Source organism: Tetzosporium hominis (assembly GCF_002265435.1).
In the GTDB taxonomy this organism is placed as follows: domain Bacteria; phylum Bacillota; class Bacilli; order Bacillales_A; family Planococcaceae; genus Chryseomicrobium; species Chryseomicrobium hominis.
The window spans coordinates 41,625-58,661 of the sequence record NZ_NOKQ01000196.1 but is presented as its reverse complement, the minus strand read 5'-3'; the positions used below and the strand labels follow the sequence as shown (position 1 = coordinate 58,661).

The window sequence follows — 17,037 nt, the reverse complement described above, 5'->3', positions numbered from 1 at the left end:
TTTAAAAACTCGGTTGTTATAATTAGGGTAACGAAATGACCGAGGAGGAACTTATCGTGAATGCAAACTCAATCTTAACAACAAGACCGATGGATCAACTCTACGTAACTGGATTAAAGAAACGTTTTCTGGAAACGTTAAAAGAAGAATCAATGATTTTTGCAAGCCATGCACCTAATCGAGTTCATGCGGTGATTCAAGCAGTGTTTGACTTAATGAACCAAGAACGTGTGGTGGAGGCTTCCAAAAGTGAGATTGCTGAGCGTGCAGGACTCACTCTATATTTCGCTTCACAAATCTTAAAGCAACTTGAAAAAGAAGGTTATGTGTTATTGCGCCGAGGTATTATGGTGCTTCAATTCAAATAAGACCCCCAATTGACCTGCTCGATATTCTACGAGCAGGTCGTTTTTTGTTTAGAAGGCGTGCTGATTTAGAAGATGGATAAATCTACTTAAAAAAAACACTCTTATTTTGTAGAGGTAGTCTCACCTGAGAAGCCCTTTTCCTGGGGGAGAACCTCGAAGCCTCCTCGTCGTGCCCAAAGCTACGCTTTACTCCTGCGGGGTCTTCGAGAACCTCTTGATACCCTAGGAAAAAGGCATCTCAGGTTCAAGCACAATCGCATCTAATCACCTAAGCTCTTACATTGGGAAGTGTGAAAGAAAAGACACGCGTTCCGTGGTATCAGAGTGGTTTGAAGAACCCGCAGTCGGAGGCCAAAGCGCAAGCTTTGGTATGCCGCGAGGATTCTGATGGCCGCTCCCACAGATAAGCGTGTCTTTTCCGAACACTTCCAACTTTTCTTATTCTGAATCACTCTTGTAGAATTCCCGAAGCTTTATTAGGGCAGATTTCTTGCGCTTCTTAACTCCAGGGACCGACAATCCAATCCTTTCAGAAATCTCTTCAGCAGTGTAGCCCTCATAATAACTCAATAGTAAAATCTCCTGAAGTAGGGGAGGTAGTTCTATAATTAGCTCTTGAAACTTGTGTGTTTGGACGTCAATACTCGCATTTGCAAAGAAATCGTCTTGCATAGGCACATCCTTAGACGATTTTTTCAATTCATCTAAAACTGCACCGTACATGGACCGGTAAGCATAACCCGCGAACGAGCCTTTTGACTCCTCGTAGTTTCCCCATGCTTTCCATAGAGCAATTAATGCGGCTTGTCGAAAAAGTTCGTGATCTCTGTAAATGGATGTCTTTCGCAGTATACTCGAAATCATCGGTTGGTAGGCTTCAGCTATTAATTCGAACTGCATCTTATAGTTCCTCAATCGTTTGCGCAAACGGAAATTCCTAGGTAGCTTTAGTTTAGGGGAGCATTCACAATATGGCTAAGTTGGAAAGACATCGTAAGAAGAGAGGAACAAATACGTTTGGTACACAAAACTAAGCTTTTACAAAATGAAACTTTCATAAAATGAGGAAAATTCAGATAAAACTATTTACTGGCTAAAAATGGAACGTTATACTGATACTAGTTGATTATAGAGGAGCCATGTGAATGGAATTAGATAAACATTTAGTGCTTTGGAGTTTGGACAAACGGTCCATATATGCAGTTGCAGGATGGTACATAAAACCTTTTAGATCTATAATACTTACTTCTGATGGACCCATTTATTCGGAGTTGAAACCAAGTGAAGTCATGCAATTGTTCTGTGTGTTGCACGGAGCGTCTTACAAGGGAAGAGAAGAGGCAACTCGAATTTTAAGTAACTTTCGATTCAATAAAAAGGTTCCCGTAATGATTGCTTCGCCGGATGTTGCCGCTTTTCCTACATGTTCTCCCTCGCATCTAGATTGTGTGTGGATCTTTAATCAACCTATGTCTTTTGTAGAGATTTCGGAAACTAGAACTCTCATTGTATTTGGCGATGGTCAGAAGTTGGAAGTGTCCGTTTCTGTTTCCCTATTAGAAAAACAATGCAGTCGAATGTATAGTGTGATCGGCTACCAAATGAAGCAAAAATAGATTGGTATAGTTACACAAATTAAGTTAAAGACAACAGTATGAAAAGTGTGTAGGGGTGACTCCAGCGGGATTAAAAGCGGAAGCTGAGACCTTGGCTCAGCCCGCGCCCGCGGAACGCTTCCCCTGCACACAATACAACATACAAAAAGGAGTTTCTCATGACGAGAAACTCCCTTTTCTGGGTTTTGGCCCAGTCTTTTTATTTCTTATTGTACACGAGCAAATCCGAAACCAGATGCATAGTCATCGCCAACTGCTGCACCGCGACCACCTAAGATGTCGTTCGCTTTTGCACGGTTTTGTAAGTTTGTACGCAATTGAGCTGCAGTCCAAGATGGATTTTGAGCCCATACTTTTGCTGCTAAACCAGCCACGTGAGGAGAAGCCATAGATGTACCACTGATTGTGTTGTATCCACCGTTGTTCCAAGTAGAGTAGATTGCTGCGCCTGGAGCCGAGATTTCTACGTCACCTACACCAATCACATAGTCCCCATCAGTTGCCGTATATCCACGGGAAGAGAAGTCTGCTACACGTAATGTGCCATTTTCAAGACGGTTTTCTAAAGCTGCAACTGCAATGGCATTTTTAAGAGCACCAGGGTAACCGATCGTACCAACACGGTAACCAGAGTTTCCAGCTGCTGCAACAACTAAAACACCTTTGCCGTATGCATAATCAACTGCGCTAGAGATCAAGCTGTTGTTTGCTGAAGAACCTAAAGACATATTGATAACAGTTTTTGTTCCAGTAGCAGAAGCTTGGTCTGCTGCATGGCGAATTGCTGCTGCGATATCATCTGAGTAACCTGAGCCGTCATCGCCTAATACTTTGTAAGCCCATAGATCTGAATCAGGAGCTACTCCGTAGACACCAGCACCGTCGCTACCACCATCCGCAAGTGCAGAACCTGCAACGTGCGTTCCGTGACCGTTCGCATCGTTACACTGACCATTTGTTAATCCAGCAGAAGTAGTGAAATCTTTACATTGCTCTACTGTGTTTACAAGGTCTAAGTGATTGACGTTTACGCCTGTGTCCAGAACAGCGACGTTAATTCCTGCTCCACCAGAAGTGGATGTCAAGCTGCTGTTGTTGTAAATCGCTTTGATACCCCATGGCACTTGTTGAGTAGGATATTCAGCAGTAGGTTGAACTGTTCCAGGTTTCTTAGCTGCACGTACATCCGCTGCTACAGTCACTTCATCAACTAGAGAAACTTTTAAGTTCTTATTTTTCTGAAGAGCCGCAAATTGTTTCTCAGTCATTTCTGTAGTAAATGCATTGCCGTTTGAGAACTCCCAACGTTTACCGTATTGTGCTTTAGCAGCATTTAATTGAGACTTCGACTGGCTCATTGTAGAAACTCCTTGAGTAGAAGATGCTTCAATAAGAACACGAACCTTATCTCCAACGTTTGCATTTGCGTTTAGTTCTGCAGCCGAAGCTCCACCGACAGTTCCTACCATAGAAATTGCTAACAATCCACTCATTACCAATGCTTTTGCTTTGTTCATTTTCATCGATTTCTTCTCCTCCACCATTGTCTGATTGTTTGAGGTTTATGAGACTTTCGAAAATTTAGGATTAGACTTGTAACCATTTAAGTGATGTCCAACCATCATTTAAGTAAAGTCCAATCGGCTTTTCTGAGTGCCATCCGATCCTCAAGTCGGTTGCGGTAAGCTGGACTATGTATTGATAAGAATTATGTTTTGCGCAGAACATAAAACACTCATCAAATCCAACTGCTTACACAATGTTTCCCATTTCCCTTTGCAAAGGTTTTCGCTGGGGTGTTGCTGAATTGACTATACCATGGACAGAATATTTTGTTTATTGGGAAAAAATAAAAGGGAATACACGTTCTCTTTTCCCAACATTTTCTACTTATTCCCTGTCTATACATTCCATTATTTGTTTTGTTAATTCCGAAAATTTGTTCTAAAATAGAAAGGAGCCGAGAGGAGGTAGAAGCAAGTTGAAGATAGGATCACTAATTAAGTTCCACCGAACGAAGCAAGGATTGACACAACAAACCCTTGCAGATGGAATCTGTTCCGTTCCTCATTTGAGCAAAATCGAGAACAACAGCAAAGAGGCCAATGAAGAAACAATTCGCCTACTCTTAGAGCGCCTAAGCATTGACTTGCAAGATGTGGAGAAGTTGGAAGAAGAGATTAAAGAACTAATAATTCAGTTCGCAGATCAAATGTATTATCTGGAGAAAGATGAAGCCAATTATTCTTATTCAATATTGAAGGGGAAAGAAGAATTGATTCCTTTCACCGAGTACCTATATTTGTATGAACTATATAAAACCCGATATTACTTAATGATAAATAATATAGAAAAAGTAGAAAATCAATTAAAATGGTTGAATGCACATAAAACTAATTTTTCCCAACTAGAGGTCTATTTACATAAATACATTAGTGCATTAGTTTTAATGTTAAGGGGGAAAATGGAAGAAGCAGATACAGAGATTGCAGACTTATTAGATAATGCTTTACTCTCTTCTGAAAATTTAGGTGAAATCAGTTATAACTACTCAATATTGAAGTCAAATTTAAATCAATATAGTCCAGCAATATATTATGGTAAGAATGCTTTACACCAATTTAAAGAAGATTTTAACTTTTACAGAATCTTTAATGTTCAAATGTTATTAGCTGTAAATTATTCAAGAGCTAAAATGTTTAATGAGGCTATTGAAATATATAAGCATTTACTGCGTAATACGAGAATCTTAAAAATTAAAGAAAATCTTCCTCAAATTTATCATAATTTAGGCGACCTATATCATACAATGGGATCATACAATGATGCTAAACAGTATTTTAATAAGGCTATGGAGATAGTTGATTCCAAATCAGAGTTTTATATGTTATGCCTATATAATAGAGCCATTTCAGAAAAATGGTCTGGTGATGAAGAGACAAGTGAACAGAGCTTCGAAGAATTATATAATGCAGCAAATGAGTCTAAAATTGTACATTATCAACTTTTCTCCAAATTCTATTCCTTGCAGTTAAAAGATGAAAAAGCAGCGATGGATTATCTTGAAAGCAAAATTCTTCCTTATACTAAACGTCATAGTGAAATGAAAGAGTCTCATAAACATTTCACGAAAGTTCTTGCAGACTATTATAAGGAAAATGGACAATATGACAAAGCATTAGAACTATTAAACTGATAGGGGATGTTTGTATGAAAAAACGTATAGCTGTAACAATGATTTTAACTATTGCTTTAGCAATTGCAATGTCTACTGATGTTTCAATTTTAGCAGGACCAGATTTTATCTCACCATTTAAAGCAGGTCCAGCTCCAACAATTCCAATCTTACCACCAATTGGTTGATGTATTTAAAGCGAAGGGATATTAGTTCCTTCGCTTTTTTTAGTCCAATTAAATTCTCATATGGAAAATATTGCTTTGTGTCCAAGACTTTTTTCTACTATTATTAAAAATAATAATAAGATAAAGAAGGTTATTGGATGAATTATAAACAATTTATAATAGATCAACTGGAGACCCAAAACTTGTTTTATGATCCATCTAGCTCTCCCTACGAAAAATTAATTGATGATAGGGACTTTACTGATAAAGAGTTGGAGGCATTATTAAAACGTATTGGAATTTCCAACTTTATGATTGAGCAGAAACTGGCACACATTAAGAACCTTCTTCAGTTATTTAAGAAACATTTAATTTATACAGATTATGATAAAGCAGAATTTGTTTACTTTGAAGTAGCAACCTATGATGATTTTCTACCTTATACAGAATATAGTCGGTTGGCTTCATTATTAAAAATAAGGTTCTTTCAAGTTAAAAAAAATCACTCTAAAATAAATACTTTATTGCGTGCTCTAAAAAAAGAAAGAAAGTATTTTAGTCCTCTTGAAGAATTATTATACGAATATCTGCAGGGCATCAATGAAATGAATAGTGGAGATTATGAAGCAGCTAATAGACGTATGGATCATGTAATAAGAAGTACATCTTCTCTATTTGGATTTGAAGGAGAAGTTTATTATCACTTGAGTCTTATTAAATCATATCTAGAGGAACCGAGTCGTGCCATCTATTATGGAAAAAAAGCGTTAGATTACTTGAGCCAGCAATATAATTACCGCCGTATCCTTCATGCTCAAATGTCATTAGCAATAAACTGTGCCTATGCAAAAATTTATGAAGACGCCATTGAGTACTATGAACACCTGCTTCGTAATGCGGAGCTTCTAAATCAAAAAGAACTTATTCCTCACATTTATCATAATATGGGGGATCTCTACTTTAAAATGAAAAACTATTCTCTCTCAATTGCATACTTCAATATGGCTGTGAGTCATTACGGGGTAGAGGATGTGAATTTCGGTAGTGTTCTGTTCAACCTAGGTCTTACAGAGATTGAGATGGGGAAAACAGAAGATGCAATTCGTACGTTTTCAAGACTGTATGAGATAAGTGAGAGAAAGTCTTTTGAAAATTATAAATTGTTTGCTGAATATTATCTGCAGTTCTTAAATGGAGATATAGAAGACGCATATCATTTTTTAGAAACAGTCGTAATTCCTTATACACGCTCTGTTCCTAATGAACATAATTTTGAAATCATCTTCTCCGACATGCTCGTCCGCTATTATAAAGAAAAGGGCGACTTTGAAAAAGCCTTCTCTTTTATCACAGACGAAAAATATCAATAGAAAAAAGCCTCCTCTGATGTCAGATTTGACTTATCAGGGGAGGCTTTATTGAATGGCTTGGAGTGCAGTGGCTAATTTTGCATAGAACCGCATTGATCCTGCTCGGATTTGAAGAGAGTTCAGTGCTTTTACCTGAGAAGGATGAAGTCCTGAAACGATGATTTCCACTCCCATTATGGAAGCTGCTTTAACAAATTCATCGACACCTTGCCAGTGCATTAAGTCAAAGTCAGCAGATGCGGTAAAGTCGATAATCGCAATTTCAGTTTTCTCTTCTAAGAAATGAGTCAACAATCGGTTAAATATTTGTGTCATCTGACCAGAGTCAATGGCTCCGAAAATGGGAACAAGGGATACACCGTCTTTAACCACAATGGCAGGAGCAGAAAGATTTTGCATCTCTAATAGGAGTGACTGGACGCGATCTTTTTCTTCCAGGAGCTCATTATTTCGAATAGATAGTTCTGCTTGGAGTAAACCCAATTTAGAACTTACTAAGGAGTATTGAGAAGATTTGGGAACCACAGTAACCGTTCCTTCCCCTCTACTCCATGTGATGAACAAGTCTACAAAATCGAGGTCTCCCTTTTTGTTTATTAGGCTAACTTCAAGTGGAGAGCCTGCCAAAAGAGTAGGGAGAAACTTGGCTGCCTTGGATTGACTCCCACTGTCTACGATGGAAAGGAAAGTTCGTGCCCAGCCATACTTATCTAAAAATGTCTCGGAAGCGTCGACCATTTCCAATTCCTCATTGATGACGACAGCTGGTAAAGAAAAATCACGAAATCTTTTTCCCATTCGGTCCTCCTTGTGTAATCCATTCCTCAAGCGCTGGCAATGATGGCATGATATACACGTTTGATGGCAGGAGCGTATGTAAATCAAGCAATTCTGTAATTCTTCCACCGATAACTACCGGAAGAGCAGGGTACTCTTCTTTTAATTTAAGCACTAAGCTTTGGATGGCCATGATTCTATGAACTAAAGCCGCTGAAATAGCGATGACATCGGGATTCCACCGTTCAATGGCTTTTAATGCATGCGTTTCCGGCATGTTAGGGCCTAAGTAACGAACGCGCCATCCATGTTGTTTAAATACACTGCTAACCATTTTCAATCCAATGTAGTGTTCTTCATCTTGAACTCCCATTAACAGAACCGTTTTTTCTTGTCGTTTTTCAGGTCGAATCTGAATGTCGAGTTTAGATAAAATGAAGTCGCAGATAGCTGTTGCTAAATGTTCATCTGCAACGGTTATTTCATTGTTTTCCCAAAGCTGGCCGATTCGTTGCATCGCAGGTGTCAACAAATCGTTCATCATCTGGTGAGTTGAGGTTTTAGCGATTGCTTCTTGAATGAGTTGCATAGCTTGTTCTTCGTCTCCTTCAAGTAGCAAAGAGGCGAGTTGATCTATTTTGTTCAATTGACCGAACTCCTTTCTCGTACCAAATGGATTCGATTTCTGTATCCTAAAGTGTACCACTGTATAATTCGAATGTCGAAGGTTTAGGGGATGCTGCTACCTGGTATTTCAAGTTTTCTGATACGATAGATAAAAAACGAGCGGAGTGGGAAACGTCTATGAGTGAAACAATACTAATAGTAGAAGATGAGTTGAAAATCGCTCGATTGCTTCAGTTGGAGCTTGAATACGAAGGCTACCGGACGCAGCTCGCACATACGGGAATAGATGGATTGCTCGCATTCCGAGATGGGCAAGTAGATCTCGTGTTACTGGATGTGAATTTGCCAGAGATGTCCGGTTTCGAAGTGCTGAAACGAATCCGGGCAACTGATGATTTGACACCAGTCCTGATGCTGACAGCTAAAAGTGCTGTGAAGGATAAAGTAGAAGGTCTGGATCTTGGAGCAAATGATTACATTACCAAGCCATTTGAGATGGAAGAAGTATTTGCACGAATTCGTTCTGCATTACGGCGAGCAAGCCTTGAGAAACAGCAAGGAGTTCGTGTCGGCACCATTCTCCTTGACGAAGTGCGTCATGAGGTAAAGGTCCATGATCAATCCGTGCAGTTGACTCCTCGAGAATTTGAGTTGCTCGCATTCTTCGTGAAAAATCCGGAGCAAGTCCTTACCCGCGAGCAGATTTTGGATGCGGTCTGGGGCTATGACTACTACGGAGATACGAATGTGGTAGACGTCTATATCCGATACGTCAGAAAGAAGATTGAAACGTCTGAGTTTCGTTATATTCAAACGGTACGAGGAGTCGGATATATGTTGAAGGAGAGCTCTCATGAAACTGAAAGCTAAGATTCATCTGTATTCCACACTCCTTGCCATCCTGACATTACTTGCAGTCAACGGGCTGTCGTACTATTTGTTTGAAAACTACTCGTATTCTAGTGCCGCGAATCCGCTACGCGCGGATGTCCAACAAGTAGCTACTGCGCTTTCCCAAGTTCAAAATCAAACAGAGATCCCTACGATACTTCGTGCTTATGCACCTGAAAATGGAGCGCTTCGGGTAATGGGAGAAGGCTCGATTTCGTATGCCGTAGAAACAGAACCTTTATTACGGAGCTATGAAGCAGATGTGAACTTGAACGAGGCATTTACTAAAACCGATACGAAGGATGGCACGGTTTTAAGTGTGGCGACCACTGCTTTACTTGGGTCCGGTGAGATTGTGACCATAACACTCCACCAGTTGACGACTTCACTTGATGCAACACTCGCTTTATTATTTCGTACATTTGTCATCGCAACATTGTTAGGAGCGGTTTTGCTCTTTAGTTCGAACTTTTTACTAGGTCGCCAAGTGACAGCTCCAATTGAACAGTTGATTCGGCATATCCAAGGCAATCGAGAGCGAGGGTCTTACCGAGTGATTTCGGTAGATGGTCGTAAAAAGGAAGAGACAGCAGTATTAGCTCGTGAGTTTAACTCGATGATGGAAAAGCTCGGAGAGAACTACAACAAACAAGAACAGTTTGTGGCAAATGCCGCCCACGAACTAAAAACACCCCTGACCATTATTGAAAGTTACGCTAATTTATTAAAGCGACGTGGCACTAGTGACGTAGAGGTCACGGCAGAAGCTATAGAGGCCATCACTTCCGAAACCGAGAGAATGAAGTGGATGGTAGAACAGTTTTTAGAGCTTGCAAGGAGTCAGCAGGCAATTGAAATTGAACGTCAATCTTTGAATGTAGTAACGCTAACGCAAGACTTGGCACATCAACTTGAACGACTTTATTCTCGGGAGATTGTAGTGGAGGCTACAGGAGAAGTTTGGAAGTCCACAGATAGCGCTCGACTTCGTCAATTGCTGACGGTGCTCATCGACAATGCCAAAAAATATAGTGAAACTCCTATATATGTGTCTATAGATTCGAGTCGAATTGAAGTGAAAGACCAGGGTGTTGGAATTCCAGAAAAAGATCTTCCCCATGTGTTTGATCGCTTTTATAGAGTAGATGAGGCACGTGCACGTGGGACTGGAGGAAGTGGTGTCGGTCTAGCCATAGCCAAAGAGTTGGCCAACCAGCTTCACTTAGATATTTCTATTTCTAGTGAGTTAGGGAAGGGAACCGCTGTGAAACTTCAATTTTTAGAGGACCGTTCTCAGTAAATTTTAATGTTTCCATTATATACTGAAGAAAATTCACGAAAGGGCTGAAGACCATGGAAGCCAAAACTTCAAGACCTTGGTTTATTCCTTTGATTGTTGCAGCCATCGTTGCCATAGGGAGCCTACTCTATTTTCAACTCCAAGTGACGGGGGAAGAGAAGCAGACTCCTGCTGAAATTCAAGCACAGCTTGAACGAGTCTACGGAGGAAAAGTGCTTTCTATGAAACAGCAACAAGACTCCTTCCTCGTCGAGCTTGAAAAAGAAGATGGGATTTACGAGATTGAAGCGAATGCGACCTACGGCAATGTCACACAGATTACTAGGCTGACAACTACGGAGATATCAGAACCAACTACTACTCCTACAGAGCCTGAAAAACCAGAAGAACCACAACAACCTGAGTCTCGATTATCGGAAGAGCAAGCAGTAGAACTCGCACTAAAAGAAGTATCAGGAACTATTGAAGATATTGATTTTGAGGATTCTGAGCAAGGTGGCTTTTATTTAATTGAAGTGGAGCAGCCCGGACAAGGTGATGAAGACGGTCAAGAAGCGACGGTTCAAATTCAAGCCATTACCGGTGAAATTCTATCTATAGTTTGGGACGACTAAGAGCCGATGAGGCTCTTTTTTTTATTCCAATGCTTTCTCATGAAATTCTAATGTAGCTCACAGAAAACTCTCATCTTGGGGGGATATGATAAGAGTAACTTAAAAAACAGGAGGCGTTACACATGAAAACAGTTAAATTCAACAAATGGTTCTTACTTCCCGTAGCCGCTGGAGCACTTGTAATCGGAGGAGTTGCACTTGCTGACGATCGAGACGATGTGATGGAGTACCTTCCAGTAAATCAACAGCCTGCTAATGCAGAATTCATCACGGAAGAAGAAGCCACTAAAATTGCCAATGAAAAAGTCGATGGTGAGATTGTCGAATTGTATCTATATACAGATAGCCGCCGTGCCCATTTCGATGTGGAGATGAGAGATGCTTCACATGAGTACGATTTTGATATCGATGCTGTAACAGGAGACGTCTATGACTTTGATAAAGAGCGTTTAGATGACGACGATGACCGAGATGATCAAGATGACGATTCCGCATCTTCTACTGTAGAAGGTCCGATTTTAACGAAAGAAGAAGTCCTTGCAATTGCTAGAAAAGAAGTGGCTTCTGGAGAAGTGACAAAATTTGAACAAGACGACGATCACTTTGAGGTGGAAATTCGTGACGGGAATAAAGAGTATGATTTTGAGATTCATAAAGTTACTGGAGACGTTTTAGAGTTTGATCAAGATGACGACGACCATGACGACGAGTAACAAAGAAATAGGGCGCTTATGCGTCCTTTTTTGCTTTTGTCGTTTAATCGTAAGGAATCTGAGGGTATAGTAGAGAAAATCTCATTTACATAGGAGGCTATTTCATGAAACGACCTACACCGGATTATAAAATGAACCGAGGAATCTTGACGGCCATAGGAGCTATTGGTCTTGCGCAAGGTTTGAAAATCCTAACTCATAAAAAAGTAACAGGAGATTGGGATGTCCAAAAGGCCATCTCTACAGGTGGGATGCCTAGTTCTCACTCAGCAGGAGTAACAGCTTTAGCATCTTACGTGGCAGCCAATAAAGGATTTCGGCACACAGAAACAGCCTTAGCTGTAACATTCGGTATCATTGTAATGTATGATGCACAAGGAATCCGCCGTCATACAGGTGAAATCGCGCAATTAGTAAATGATTTAGAAGATCAATTTGCAAAAATTAGCGGAGAGTTCCCAAGTTATGAATACATTGAACGTGAAAAAGAATTAAAAGAGTTACTGGGCCATCAACCTGTTGAAGTAGTGGCTGGAGCATTACTCGGAACTGTTTTCGGCATTATCTCAGCAAAACTTGAAGGTAAATAACTAGTAAAAGGCTATAACATAAGTCAGCAAAGGGAGTTTCTCGTAATGAGAGACTCCCTTTAGTGTGTTTAATTGTGTGCAGGGGAAGCGTTCCGCGGGCGCGGGCTGAGCCTCGGTCTCAGCTTCCGCTTTTTATCCCGCTGGAGTCACCCCTACACACTTTTATATTGTTATTGTACTTTTTGTTATGATTTCATCAGGATGCGACTAATTGTAGAAGTCACAAGCTCTTGATCAAGGGGCTCCAGACAGGCCTCGTTAAAGTGGGCCATTAAATAATGAGCTAGTTCTTCTCGCAACACCTGATCAGGGATTCGTTCAAGTGCATCTAGACTTGCCACTAATACATTGACATCTTCACGTCCATAGTGAGCAATTCCTGAAAACGTTTGATGCAAAAGGTAACGAGCCGGATGACCAGGAATCACCACACGACCTTCATCGCAAGAGAGCTGTGTATAGGAACTACTTATTCTAAGTGCGCCAGGTAATAAAGCACCAATATGACGTATACAAAGAATTGCCGTATTCGGATCGTTGATTCCAGGTGAGATAGCTCGCAATGCAATTTCCACTAACTTTTGGATACTATATGCGATATCTTGATCTGCTGAAGGCTCTGGCCCAATGGCAAAATAATCTTTAATGTCAAGCTGACACTCTTTATCGGAGTAAAGACTCACCAGTCTGTCTGATGGAGTGACAAATCCGCCAATTGGAAAGTGAATATCCACATGAGCCTGATTCTTTTTAGTAAAGTCGAGTAATTTTTCAAATTCAACAAATTGAATATAGCCATAAGCTGGCGAAGCTATGTATTGAACAGATTGTTCAAGTGCAGTTGGGCGCTCTCCTAAAAGTGCATGTGAATAGTTCGTGTAAAGCTTCTGATAACGTTCTAAGACTTCTTCTGCATCACCAGTTAAATCAGCGACTAGATTACTAACTTGAATAGAGGTCGCAACGTTGTGAATGAAATATGCAAAAAACGCCAAGCAGACTACTGCAAATACGACTCCTACAACTGCAGAGATAACATTATGGTCAATGGATGCCTCTCTCATAAATAACAGCGATAAAATGGAATAAACAAACCCACCCATAAAGATTCCTAAAACGCGCATAGTTACTTTATCTGAAATGAAGTTCTTTAATACTCGAGGTGAGAATTGACTCGAGTAAGTCGTTAACACGACCATGATAGTGGAGAAGGTAATCGTGGTCATCGTTAATAGAGCTCCAGCAATGGTACCGAGAATGGTTTGTGCCAGATCGACTGTGGTCAACATGAAATAGGGGAGAGTATCGACGAGTTCTCCAATGTAAAGCGTATCGAGTAATACGGTCGCAATAGCGAGTACTGCAGAAAATATAGTGAAAATGGTTGGTGTGAACCAAATGCTTTCATTTAACCGAAATAAAAATTTTTTCAATGGACAACCCCCTTTCTTGTAGTATAGCAGGTTTCTAAACAATTCAAGTCAGGGAATAGAAGGACAAAACCTAGTTAGGGGGAAGCGCAATGGAAGACACAAAACCATGGGTACGGAGGTTCAGTCGAGTCGGCTATATGACCAAGGGACTTGTCTACATGATTATTGGGATTTTGGCTCTACTAGCCGCATTTGGTACAGGTGGCGAGACGACAGGAACTACAGGTGCAGTTGAGAGCATCTCCACAATGCCTTTCGGCAAACTATTACTTTGGATTATTGGAATCGGTTTATTTGGCTATATCATTTGGAATTTGATTAAAGCCATCAAAGACCCTCAAGGCGAAGGGAGCGATGCCAAAGGGTGGATCAAACGAATCGGCTATTTTGTTAGTGCCATTGTTTATGGGAATTTAGCCATTGCAGCTATTTTGCTCGCGCTCCGTCAGAAATCTTCTTCAGGTGGAGAGTCTGAAAAAGAAATCTCGGCCCGTCTTATGGAACAACCCTTCGGAGTATGGCTTGTTGGGCTTTTAGGACTTATCATTTTAATTTATGGAATTTATGAGCTGCAGAGCGGTACTCGCTTAAAGTTTATGGAACAATTAAAGACTCATGAGATGAGTGCAAAAGAGAAAGATGCAGCAGAAAAAGCCGGTCGTGTCGGATTGATTGCACGAGGTGTTGTCCTCGGTATGATTGGCTTTTTCTTTATTCGTACAGCTTGGACCCATAACCCTGAGGAGTCAAAAGGAGTGGAGGGAGCGCTAGATGAATTGGCATCCCAACCTTACGGAATGGTCATTCTAGGTATCGTAGCTGCGGGATTCATTCTTTACGGAACCTACCAAATCATTCGAGGTCGTTACGAACGCATGAACTACGGTCGACAATCTTAATATTTTAAGAAAATTTAAAAAATAGCTTCCATTTTTTTCGATTCGGCGTATAATTGCATATAATATATTGCAATAAGCTGCAAATCGAGAAAGGTGGAATTTTTTTATGACTGTTCAAGTGGAAACTTCAATCTGCCAAGATAGAAAAGCGAAAGTACCAGATCAACAGCTCGTTTTCGGTCGTACTTTTACAGACCACATGTTTGTGGCTGATTATTCAGAAGGCGCTGGGTGGCACGATTTTCGCATTCAACCCTATCAACCTCTAACGTTGGACCCTTCTGCTATTGTGCTACATTATGGTCAAACTGTATTTGAAGGTTTGAAAGCTTATAAATCGCCTACAGGTAAAGTTCGTCTATTCCGCCCTCGATTAAATTTTGAGCGATTGAATGAATCGTGTGCTCGGATGTGCATGCCTACCATTGATCCAGATGCGATGCTTGATTCGCTAGTTGAATTATTGCGACTGGAGAAAGACTGGATTCCTACCGCTCCAGGTACAAGCCTATACATTCGTCCTTTCATGATTGCTACAGAAGCTTATTTAGGAGTAGCACCTTCACAGAAATATCAATTTATAATCATTTTGTCTCCGGTCGGTTCTTATTACAAAGAAGGCATTGCGCCTGTGAAAATTTTAGTGGAAAGTCAATATGTACGCGCAGTAGCTGGCGGTACGGGAACTGCTAAGACTGCTGGGAACTATGCAGCAAGCTTAAAAGCGCAGCAAGCAGCAGGTTCTGAAGGCTATGCACAAGTTATGTGGCTTGACGGTGTCGAAAGAAAGTATATTGAAGAAGTGGGAAGTATGAATGTGTTCTTTAAGATTGATGGGAAAGTATACACGCCTGCACTTAATGGAAGTATTCTAGATGGCATCACTCGTCGCTCTATCATCGACATACTTCGTTATTGGGAAGTCCCTGTCATTGAACGTCGTATTTCTATGGAAGAGATTCGCGAAGCACATCGTACAGGAAAGCTTGAAGAAGCATGGGGGACAGGGACTGCAGCTGTCATTTCTCCGATTGGAGAATTTAAGTGGCAGAATGAACTGTTTTATGTCAACAATGGCCAGACTGGTGAGTTATCTGCTCGTCTATACGATACAATCACGGGTTTACAAACTGGAGAAATGCCGGATCCATTCGGTTGGACAATTGAGTTTGAATAATCCAGCTTCCCCTACTCACAATAGAACATACAAAAGGGAGTCTCTCACTACGAGAAACTCCCTTTATTGGGTTTTATCCCAATTTCAATTGTTACTTGCGTTTGTTACGTTTTGATAGACGGCCGACTGCAAAAGCAGCTGCAGCTAATCCGATCATTTTGTTCGTATCTTTCGTAAACACTTGTTTCACTACAAGGTTCATGTTTTGTGGACGCTCTGCAAGACGACGCATGAAGTAGCCATACCAGTCTTGACCGAAAGGCACATACACACAGAAGTTGTAGCCTTCGTCAGCTAATTCTTTCTGCATATCTGTACGGAATCCATAAAGCATTTGGAACTCGAACTTGTCAGTTGAGATATCATTTTCTTTCACGAATTGCTTCACATGATTGATGACATTATGGTCGTGAGTCGCGATAGAAGTGAACTTCCCGTTCAATAGATGGTATTCGATCAACTGGATGTAGTTTGCATCGATTTCTTCTTTTGATTGGTATGCGACTTCAGCAGGCTCTTTGTAAGCACCTTTTACAATGCGAAGACGGAAGTTTTTGTACTTCTGGATATCTTCTTCAGCGCGGAAGAAATAAGCTTGGATTACAGTCCCTACATTGTCATAGTCTTTTGATAGTTCGTCTAGAATATCAAATGATGGTTGTAAGTGTTTGTTTGATTCCATATCAATGTTGATAATGATATCTGTTTTGCTAGCGTGTGCTACGATGTCACGTAGGTTCTCTAAAGCAAAATCATAATCGATATCAAGACCAAGTTGAGAAGGCTTCAATGAAATGTGAGCATCTACTTGGTGCTCGTTGATCGCATCGATAACAGCTAAGATTTGTTCTTTAGCCGCAAGAGCTTCCTCGCGTTCAAATACAAATTCACCTAGGTTATCCACTGTAGCGGAAATCCCCATAGCATTTAATTTCTTGATGCTTTCAATGGTTTCTTCGACAGTAGTTCCAGCAACAACGTGTTGTGCGCCCATTTTCAGACCGTAACGTTTAGCCGCAGCATTCAACGCTTGGTTTTCAGATAACGCGATAAAAAAATCTCTTAACATGGCGATTCCCCTATCTATTCAAATTACTGAAAGTATATCATATATCGCTTCTGAAAACGATGATTCTGAAAATTAGGAAGATGTCTATTTAATGGCTTTAATTTCTATGACTGTGGGTATACTTTTAGAAATAGGTCGTCCGTCTTTTGACAATTAAATAGGCATCCTATATACTTTCCTAGAGTTTCAGTGTTTTAGCTGAAACTTCTTGTATGTAAGCAACGTCTAGTTATAGAACCAGAGTTCTATGA

General features: G+C 40.5%; 18 protein-coding genes. 12 read left to right on the top strand and 6 right to left on the bottom strand.

Going from position 1 to position 17,037, the window contains the following annotated elements; all coding sequences use genetic code 11:
- The first annotated feature begins 56 nt into the window (after positions 1-56).
- Positions 57-368 (top strand): cyclic nucleotide-binding domain-containing protein, encoded by a 312-nt coding sequence (locus CF394_RS06030; RefSeq protein ID WP_165767471.1) that lies wholly within the window; start codon positions 57-59, stop codon positions 366-368.
- Between the two features lie 438 nt (positions 369-806).
- Here the strand turns inward: CF394_RS06030 and CF394_RS06025 are convergent, their stop codons facing one another.
- Positions 807-1,268 carry an RNA polymerase sigma factor gene (locus CF394_RS06025; protein WP_094942330.1) on the bottom strand — a complete coding sequence of 154 codons (462 nt, stop codon included), beginning with the start codon at positions 1,266-1,268 and terminating at the stop codon, positions 807-809.
- Positions 1,269-1,513: 245 nt separating this feature from the next.
- Here CF394_RS06025 and CF394_RS06020 point away from each other — a divergent pair, with 245 nt between their 5' ends.
- Entirely contained in the window at positions 1,514-1,984 is a 471-nt protein-coding gene (locus CF394_RS06020) for a competence protein ComK (protein ID WP_094942329.1), read from the top strand.
- Positions 1,985-2,190: 206 nt separating this feature from the next.
- On the opposite strand, the gene CF394_RS06015 is transcribed toward CF394_RS06020, so the two are convergent.
- Positions 2,191-3,501: a S8 family peptidase gene (locus tag CF394_RS06015; protein WP_094942548.1), complete on the bottom strand. Its 1,311-nt coding sequence runs from the start codon at positions 3,499-3,501 to the stop codon at positions 2,191-2,193.
- Positions 3,502-3,965: 464 nt separating this feature from the next.
- Between CF394_RS06015 and CF394_RS06010 the strand changes: the two genes are divergently transcribed.
- From CF394_RS06010 to CF394_RS06005, 3 genes are all read left to right on the top strand, one after another.
- Complete coding sequence (locus CF394_RS06010) at positions 3,966-5,180, top strand: helix-turn-helix domain-containing protein (protein ID WP_094942328.1); 1,215 nt, start codon at positions 3,966-3,968, stop codon at positions 5,178-5,180.
- A gap of 14 nt (positions 5,181-5,194) precedes the next feature.
- The gene (locus tag CF394_RS15740) at positions 5,195-5,347 is read left to right on the top strand and encodes a hypothetical protein (protein WP_165767470.1); all 153 of its coding nucleotides are present in this window, start codon (positions 5,195-5,197) and stop codon (positions 5,345-5,347) included.
- Between the two features lie 137 nt (positions 5,348-5,484).
- Positions 5,485-6,696 carry a tetratricopeptide repeat protein gene (locus CF394_RS06005; RefSeq protein ID WP_094942327.1) on the top strand — a complete coding sequence of 404 codons (1,212 nt, stop codon included), beginning with the start codon at positions 5,485-5,487 and terminating at the stop codon, positions 6,694-6,696.
- Positions 6,697-6,741: 45 nt separating this feature from the next.
- On the opposite strand, the gene CF394_RS06000 is transcribed toward CF394_RS06005, so the two are convergent.
- Both CF394_RS06000 and CF394_RS05995 read right to left on the bottom strand, forming a co-directional pair.
- Positions 6,742-7,494, bottom strand: a complete 753-nt coding sequence (locus CF394_RS06000) for an STAS domain-containing protein (RefSeq protein WP_094942326.1) — start codon at positions 7,492-7,494, stop codon at positions 6,742-6,744.
- Positions 7,475-8,119 (bottom strand): cobalamin B12-binding domain-containing protein, encoded by a 645-nt coding sequence (locus CF394_RS05995; protein WP_094942325.1) that lies wholly within the window; start codon positions 8,117-8,119, stop codon positions 7,475-7,477. Before CF394_RS05995 ends, CF394_RS06000 begins: the two co-directional genes overlap by 20 nt.
- Positions 8,120-8,277: 158 nt before the next feature.
- On the opposite strand from CF394_RS05995, the gene CF394_RS05990 reads away from it, so the two are divergent.
- The 5 genes from CF394_RS05990 (at position 8,278) to CF394_RS05970 (ending at position 12,208) form a co-directional block, all read left to right on the top strand.
- On the top strand, positions 8,278-8,970 hold the full coding sequence (locus tag CF394_RS05990; RefSeq protein ID WP_094942324.1) for a response regulator transcription factor: 693 nt from the start codon (positions 8,278-8,280) through the stop codon (positions 8,968-8,970).
- The gene (locus CF394_RS05985; protein ID WP_094942323.1) at positions 8,954-10,291 is read left to right on the top strand and encodes a sensor histidine kinase; all 1,338 of its coding nucleotides are present in this window, start codon (positions 8,954-8,956) and stop codon (positions 10,289-10,291) included. Before CF394_RS05990 ends, CF394_RS05985 begins: the two co-directional genes overlap by 17 nt.
- Before the next feature lie 53 nt (positions 10,292-10,344).
- Positions 10,345-10,905, top strand: coding sequence for a PepSY domain-containing protein (locus CF394_RS05980; RefSeq protein ID WP_094942322.1), 561 nt, complete (start codon positions 10,345-10,347; stop codon positions 10,903-10,905).
- A gap of 122 nt (positions 10,906-11,027) precedes the next feature.
- A complete protein-coding gene (locus CF394_RS05975; RefSeq protein WP_094942321.1) occupies positions 11,028-11,618 on the top strand; it encodes a PepSY domain-containing protein in 591 nt (196 codons plus the stop codon).
- A 104-nt stretch (positions 11,619-11,722) separates the two neighbouring features.
- Entirely contained in the window at positions 11,723-12,208 is a 486-nt protein-coding gene (locus tag CF394_RS05970) for a divergent PAP2 family protein (RefSeq protein ID WP_243370694.1), read from the top strand.
- Positions 12,209-12,393: 185 nt separating this feature from the next.
- Here CF394_RS05970 and CF394_RS05965 read toward each other — a convergent pair whose 3' ends face one another.
- Positions 12,394-13,641, bottom strand: a complete 1,248-nt coding sequence (locus CF394_RS05965) for a DUF2254 domain-containing protein (RefSeq protein ID WP_165767469.1) — start codon at positions 13,639-13,641, stop codon at positions 12,394-12,396.
- 89 nt (positions 13,642-13,730) lie between these two features.
- Here CF394_RS05965 and CF394_RS05960 point away from each other — a divergent pair, with 89 nt between their 5' ends.
- Together CF394_RS05960 and CF394_RS05955 are read left to right on the top strand one after the other, a co-directional pair.
- On the top strand, positions 13,731-14,540 hold the full coding sequence (locus tag CF394_RS05960) for a DUF1206 domain-containing protein (RefSeq protein ID WP_094942319.1): 810 nt from the start codon (positions 13,731-13,733) through the stop codon (positions 14,538-14,540).
- A gap of 106 nt (positions 14,541-14,646) precedes the next feature.
- On the top strand, positions 14,647-15,717 hold the full coding sequence (locus tag CF394_RS05955; RefSeq protein ID WP_094942318.1) for a branched-chain amino acid aminotransferase: 1,071 nt from the start codon (positions 14,647-14,649) through the stop codon (positions 15,715-15,717).
- 91 nt (positions 15,718-15,808) lie between these two features.
- Here the strand turns inward: CF394_RS05955 and CF394_RS05950 are convergent, their stop codons facing one another.
- Positions 15,809-16,786 carry a proline dehydrogenase family protein gene (locus tag CF394_RS05950; protein WP_094942317.1) on the bottom strand — a complete coding sequence of 326 codons (978 nt, stop codon included), beginning with the start codon at positions 16,784-16,786 and terminating at the stop codon, positions 15,809-15,811.
- Positions 16,787-17,037: the final 251 nt, after the last annotated feature.

Coding starts and splice junctions, on each gene's coding strand:
- CF394_RS06025 (WP_094942330.1), bottom strand. CDS start 1,268: ATGCAGTTCGAATTAATAGCTGAAGCCTACCAACCGATGATTTCGAGT.
- CF394_RS06020 (WP_094942329.1), top strand. CDS start 1,514: ATGGAATTAGATAAACATTTAGTGCTTTGGAGTTTGGACAAACGGTCC.
- CF394_RS06015 (WP_094942548.1), bottom strand. CDS start 3,501: ATGAACAAAGCAAAAGCATTGGTAATGAGTGGATTGTTAGCAATTTCT.
- CF394_RS15740 (WP_165767470.1), top strand. CDS start 5,195: ATGAAAAAACGTATAGCTGTAACAATGATTTTAACTATTGCTTTAGCA.
- CF394_RS06005 (WP_094942327.1), top strand. CDS start 5,485: ATGAATTATAAACAATTTATAATAGATCAACTGGAGACCCAAAACTTG.
- CF394_RS06000 (WP_094942326.1), bottom strand. CDS start 7,494: ATGGGAAAAAGATTTCGTGATTTTTCTTTACCAGCTGTCGTCATCAAT.
- CF394_RS05990 (WP_094942324.1), top strand. CDS start 8,278: ATGAGTGAAACAATACTAATAGTAGAAGATGAGTTGAAAATCGCTCGA.
- CF394_RS05985 (WP_094942323.1), top strand. CDS start 8,954: ATGAAACTGAAAGCTAAGATTCATCTGTATTCCACACTCCTTGCCATC.
- CF394_RS05980 (WP_094942322.1), top strand. CDS start 10,345: ATGGAAGCCAAAACTTCAAGACCTTGGTTTATTCCTTTGATTGTTGCA.
- CF394_RS05975 (WP_094942321.1), top strand. CDS start 11,028: ATGAAAACAGTTAAATTCAACAAATGGTTCTTACTTCCCGTAGCCGCT.
- CF394_RS05970 (WP_243370694.1), top strand. CDS start 11,723: ATGAAACGACCTACACCGGATTATAAAATGAACCGAGGAATCTTGACG.
- CF394_RS05960 (WP_094942319.1), top strand. CDS start 13,731: ATGGAAGACACAAAACCATGGGTACGGAGGTTCAGTCGAGTCGGCTAT.
- CF394_RS05955 (WP_094942318.1), top strand. CDS start 14,647: ATGACTGTTCAAGTGGAAACTTCAATCTGCCAAGATAGAAAAGCGAAA.
- CF394_RS05950 (WP_094942317.1), bottom strand. CDS start 16,786: ATGTTAAGAGATTTTTTTATCGCGTTATCTGAAAACCAAGCGTTGAAT.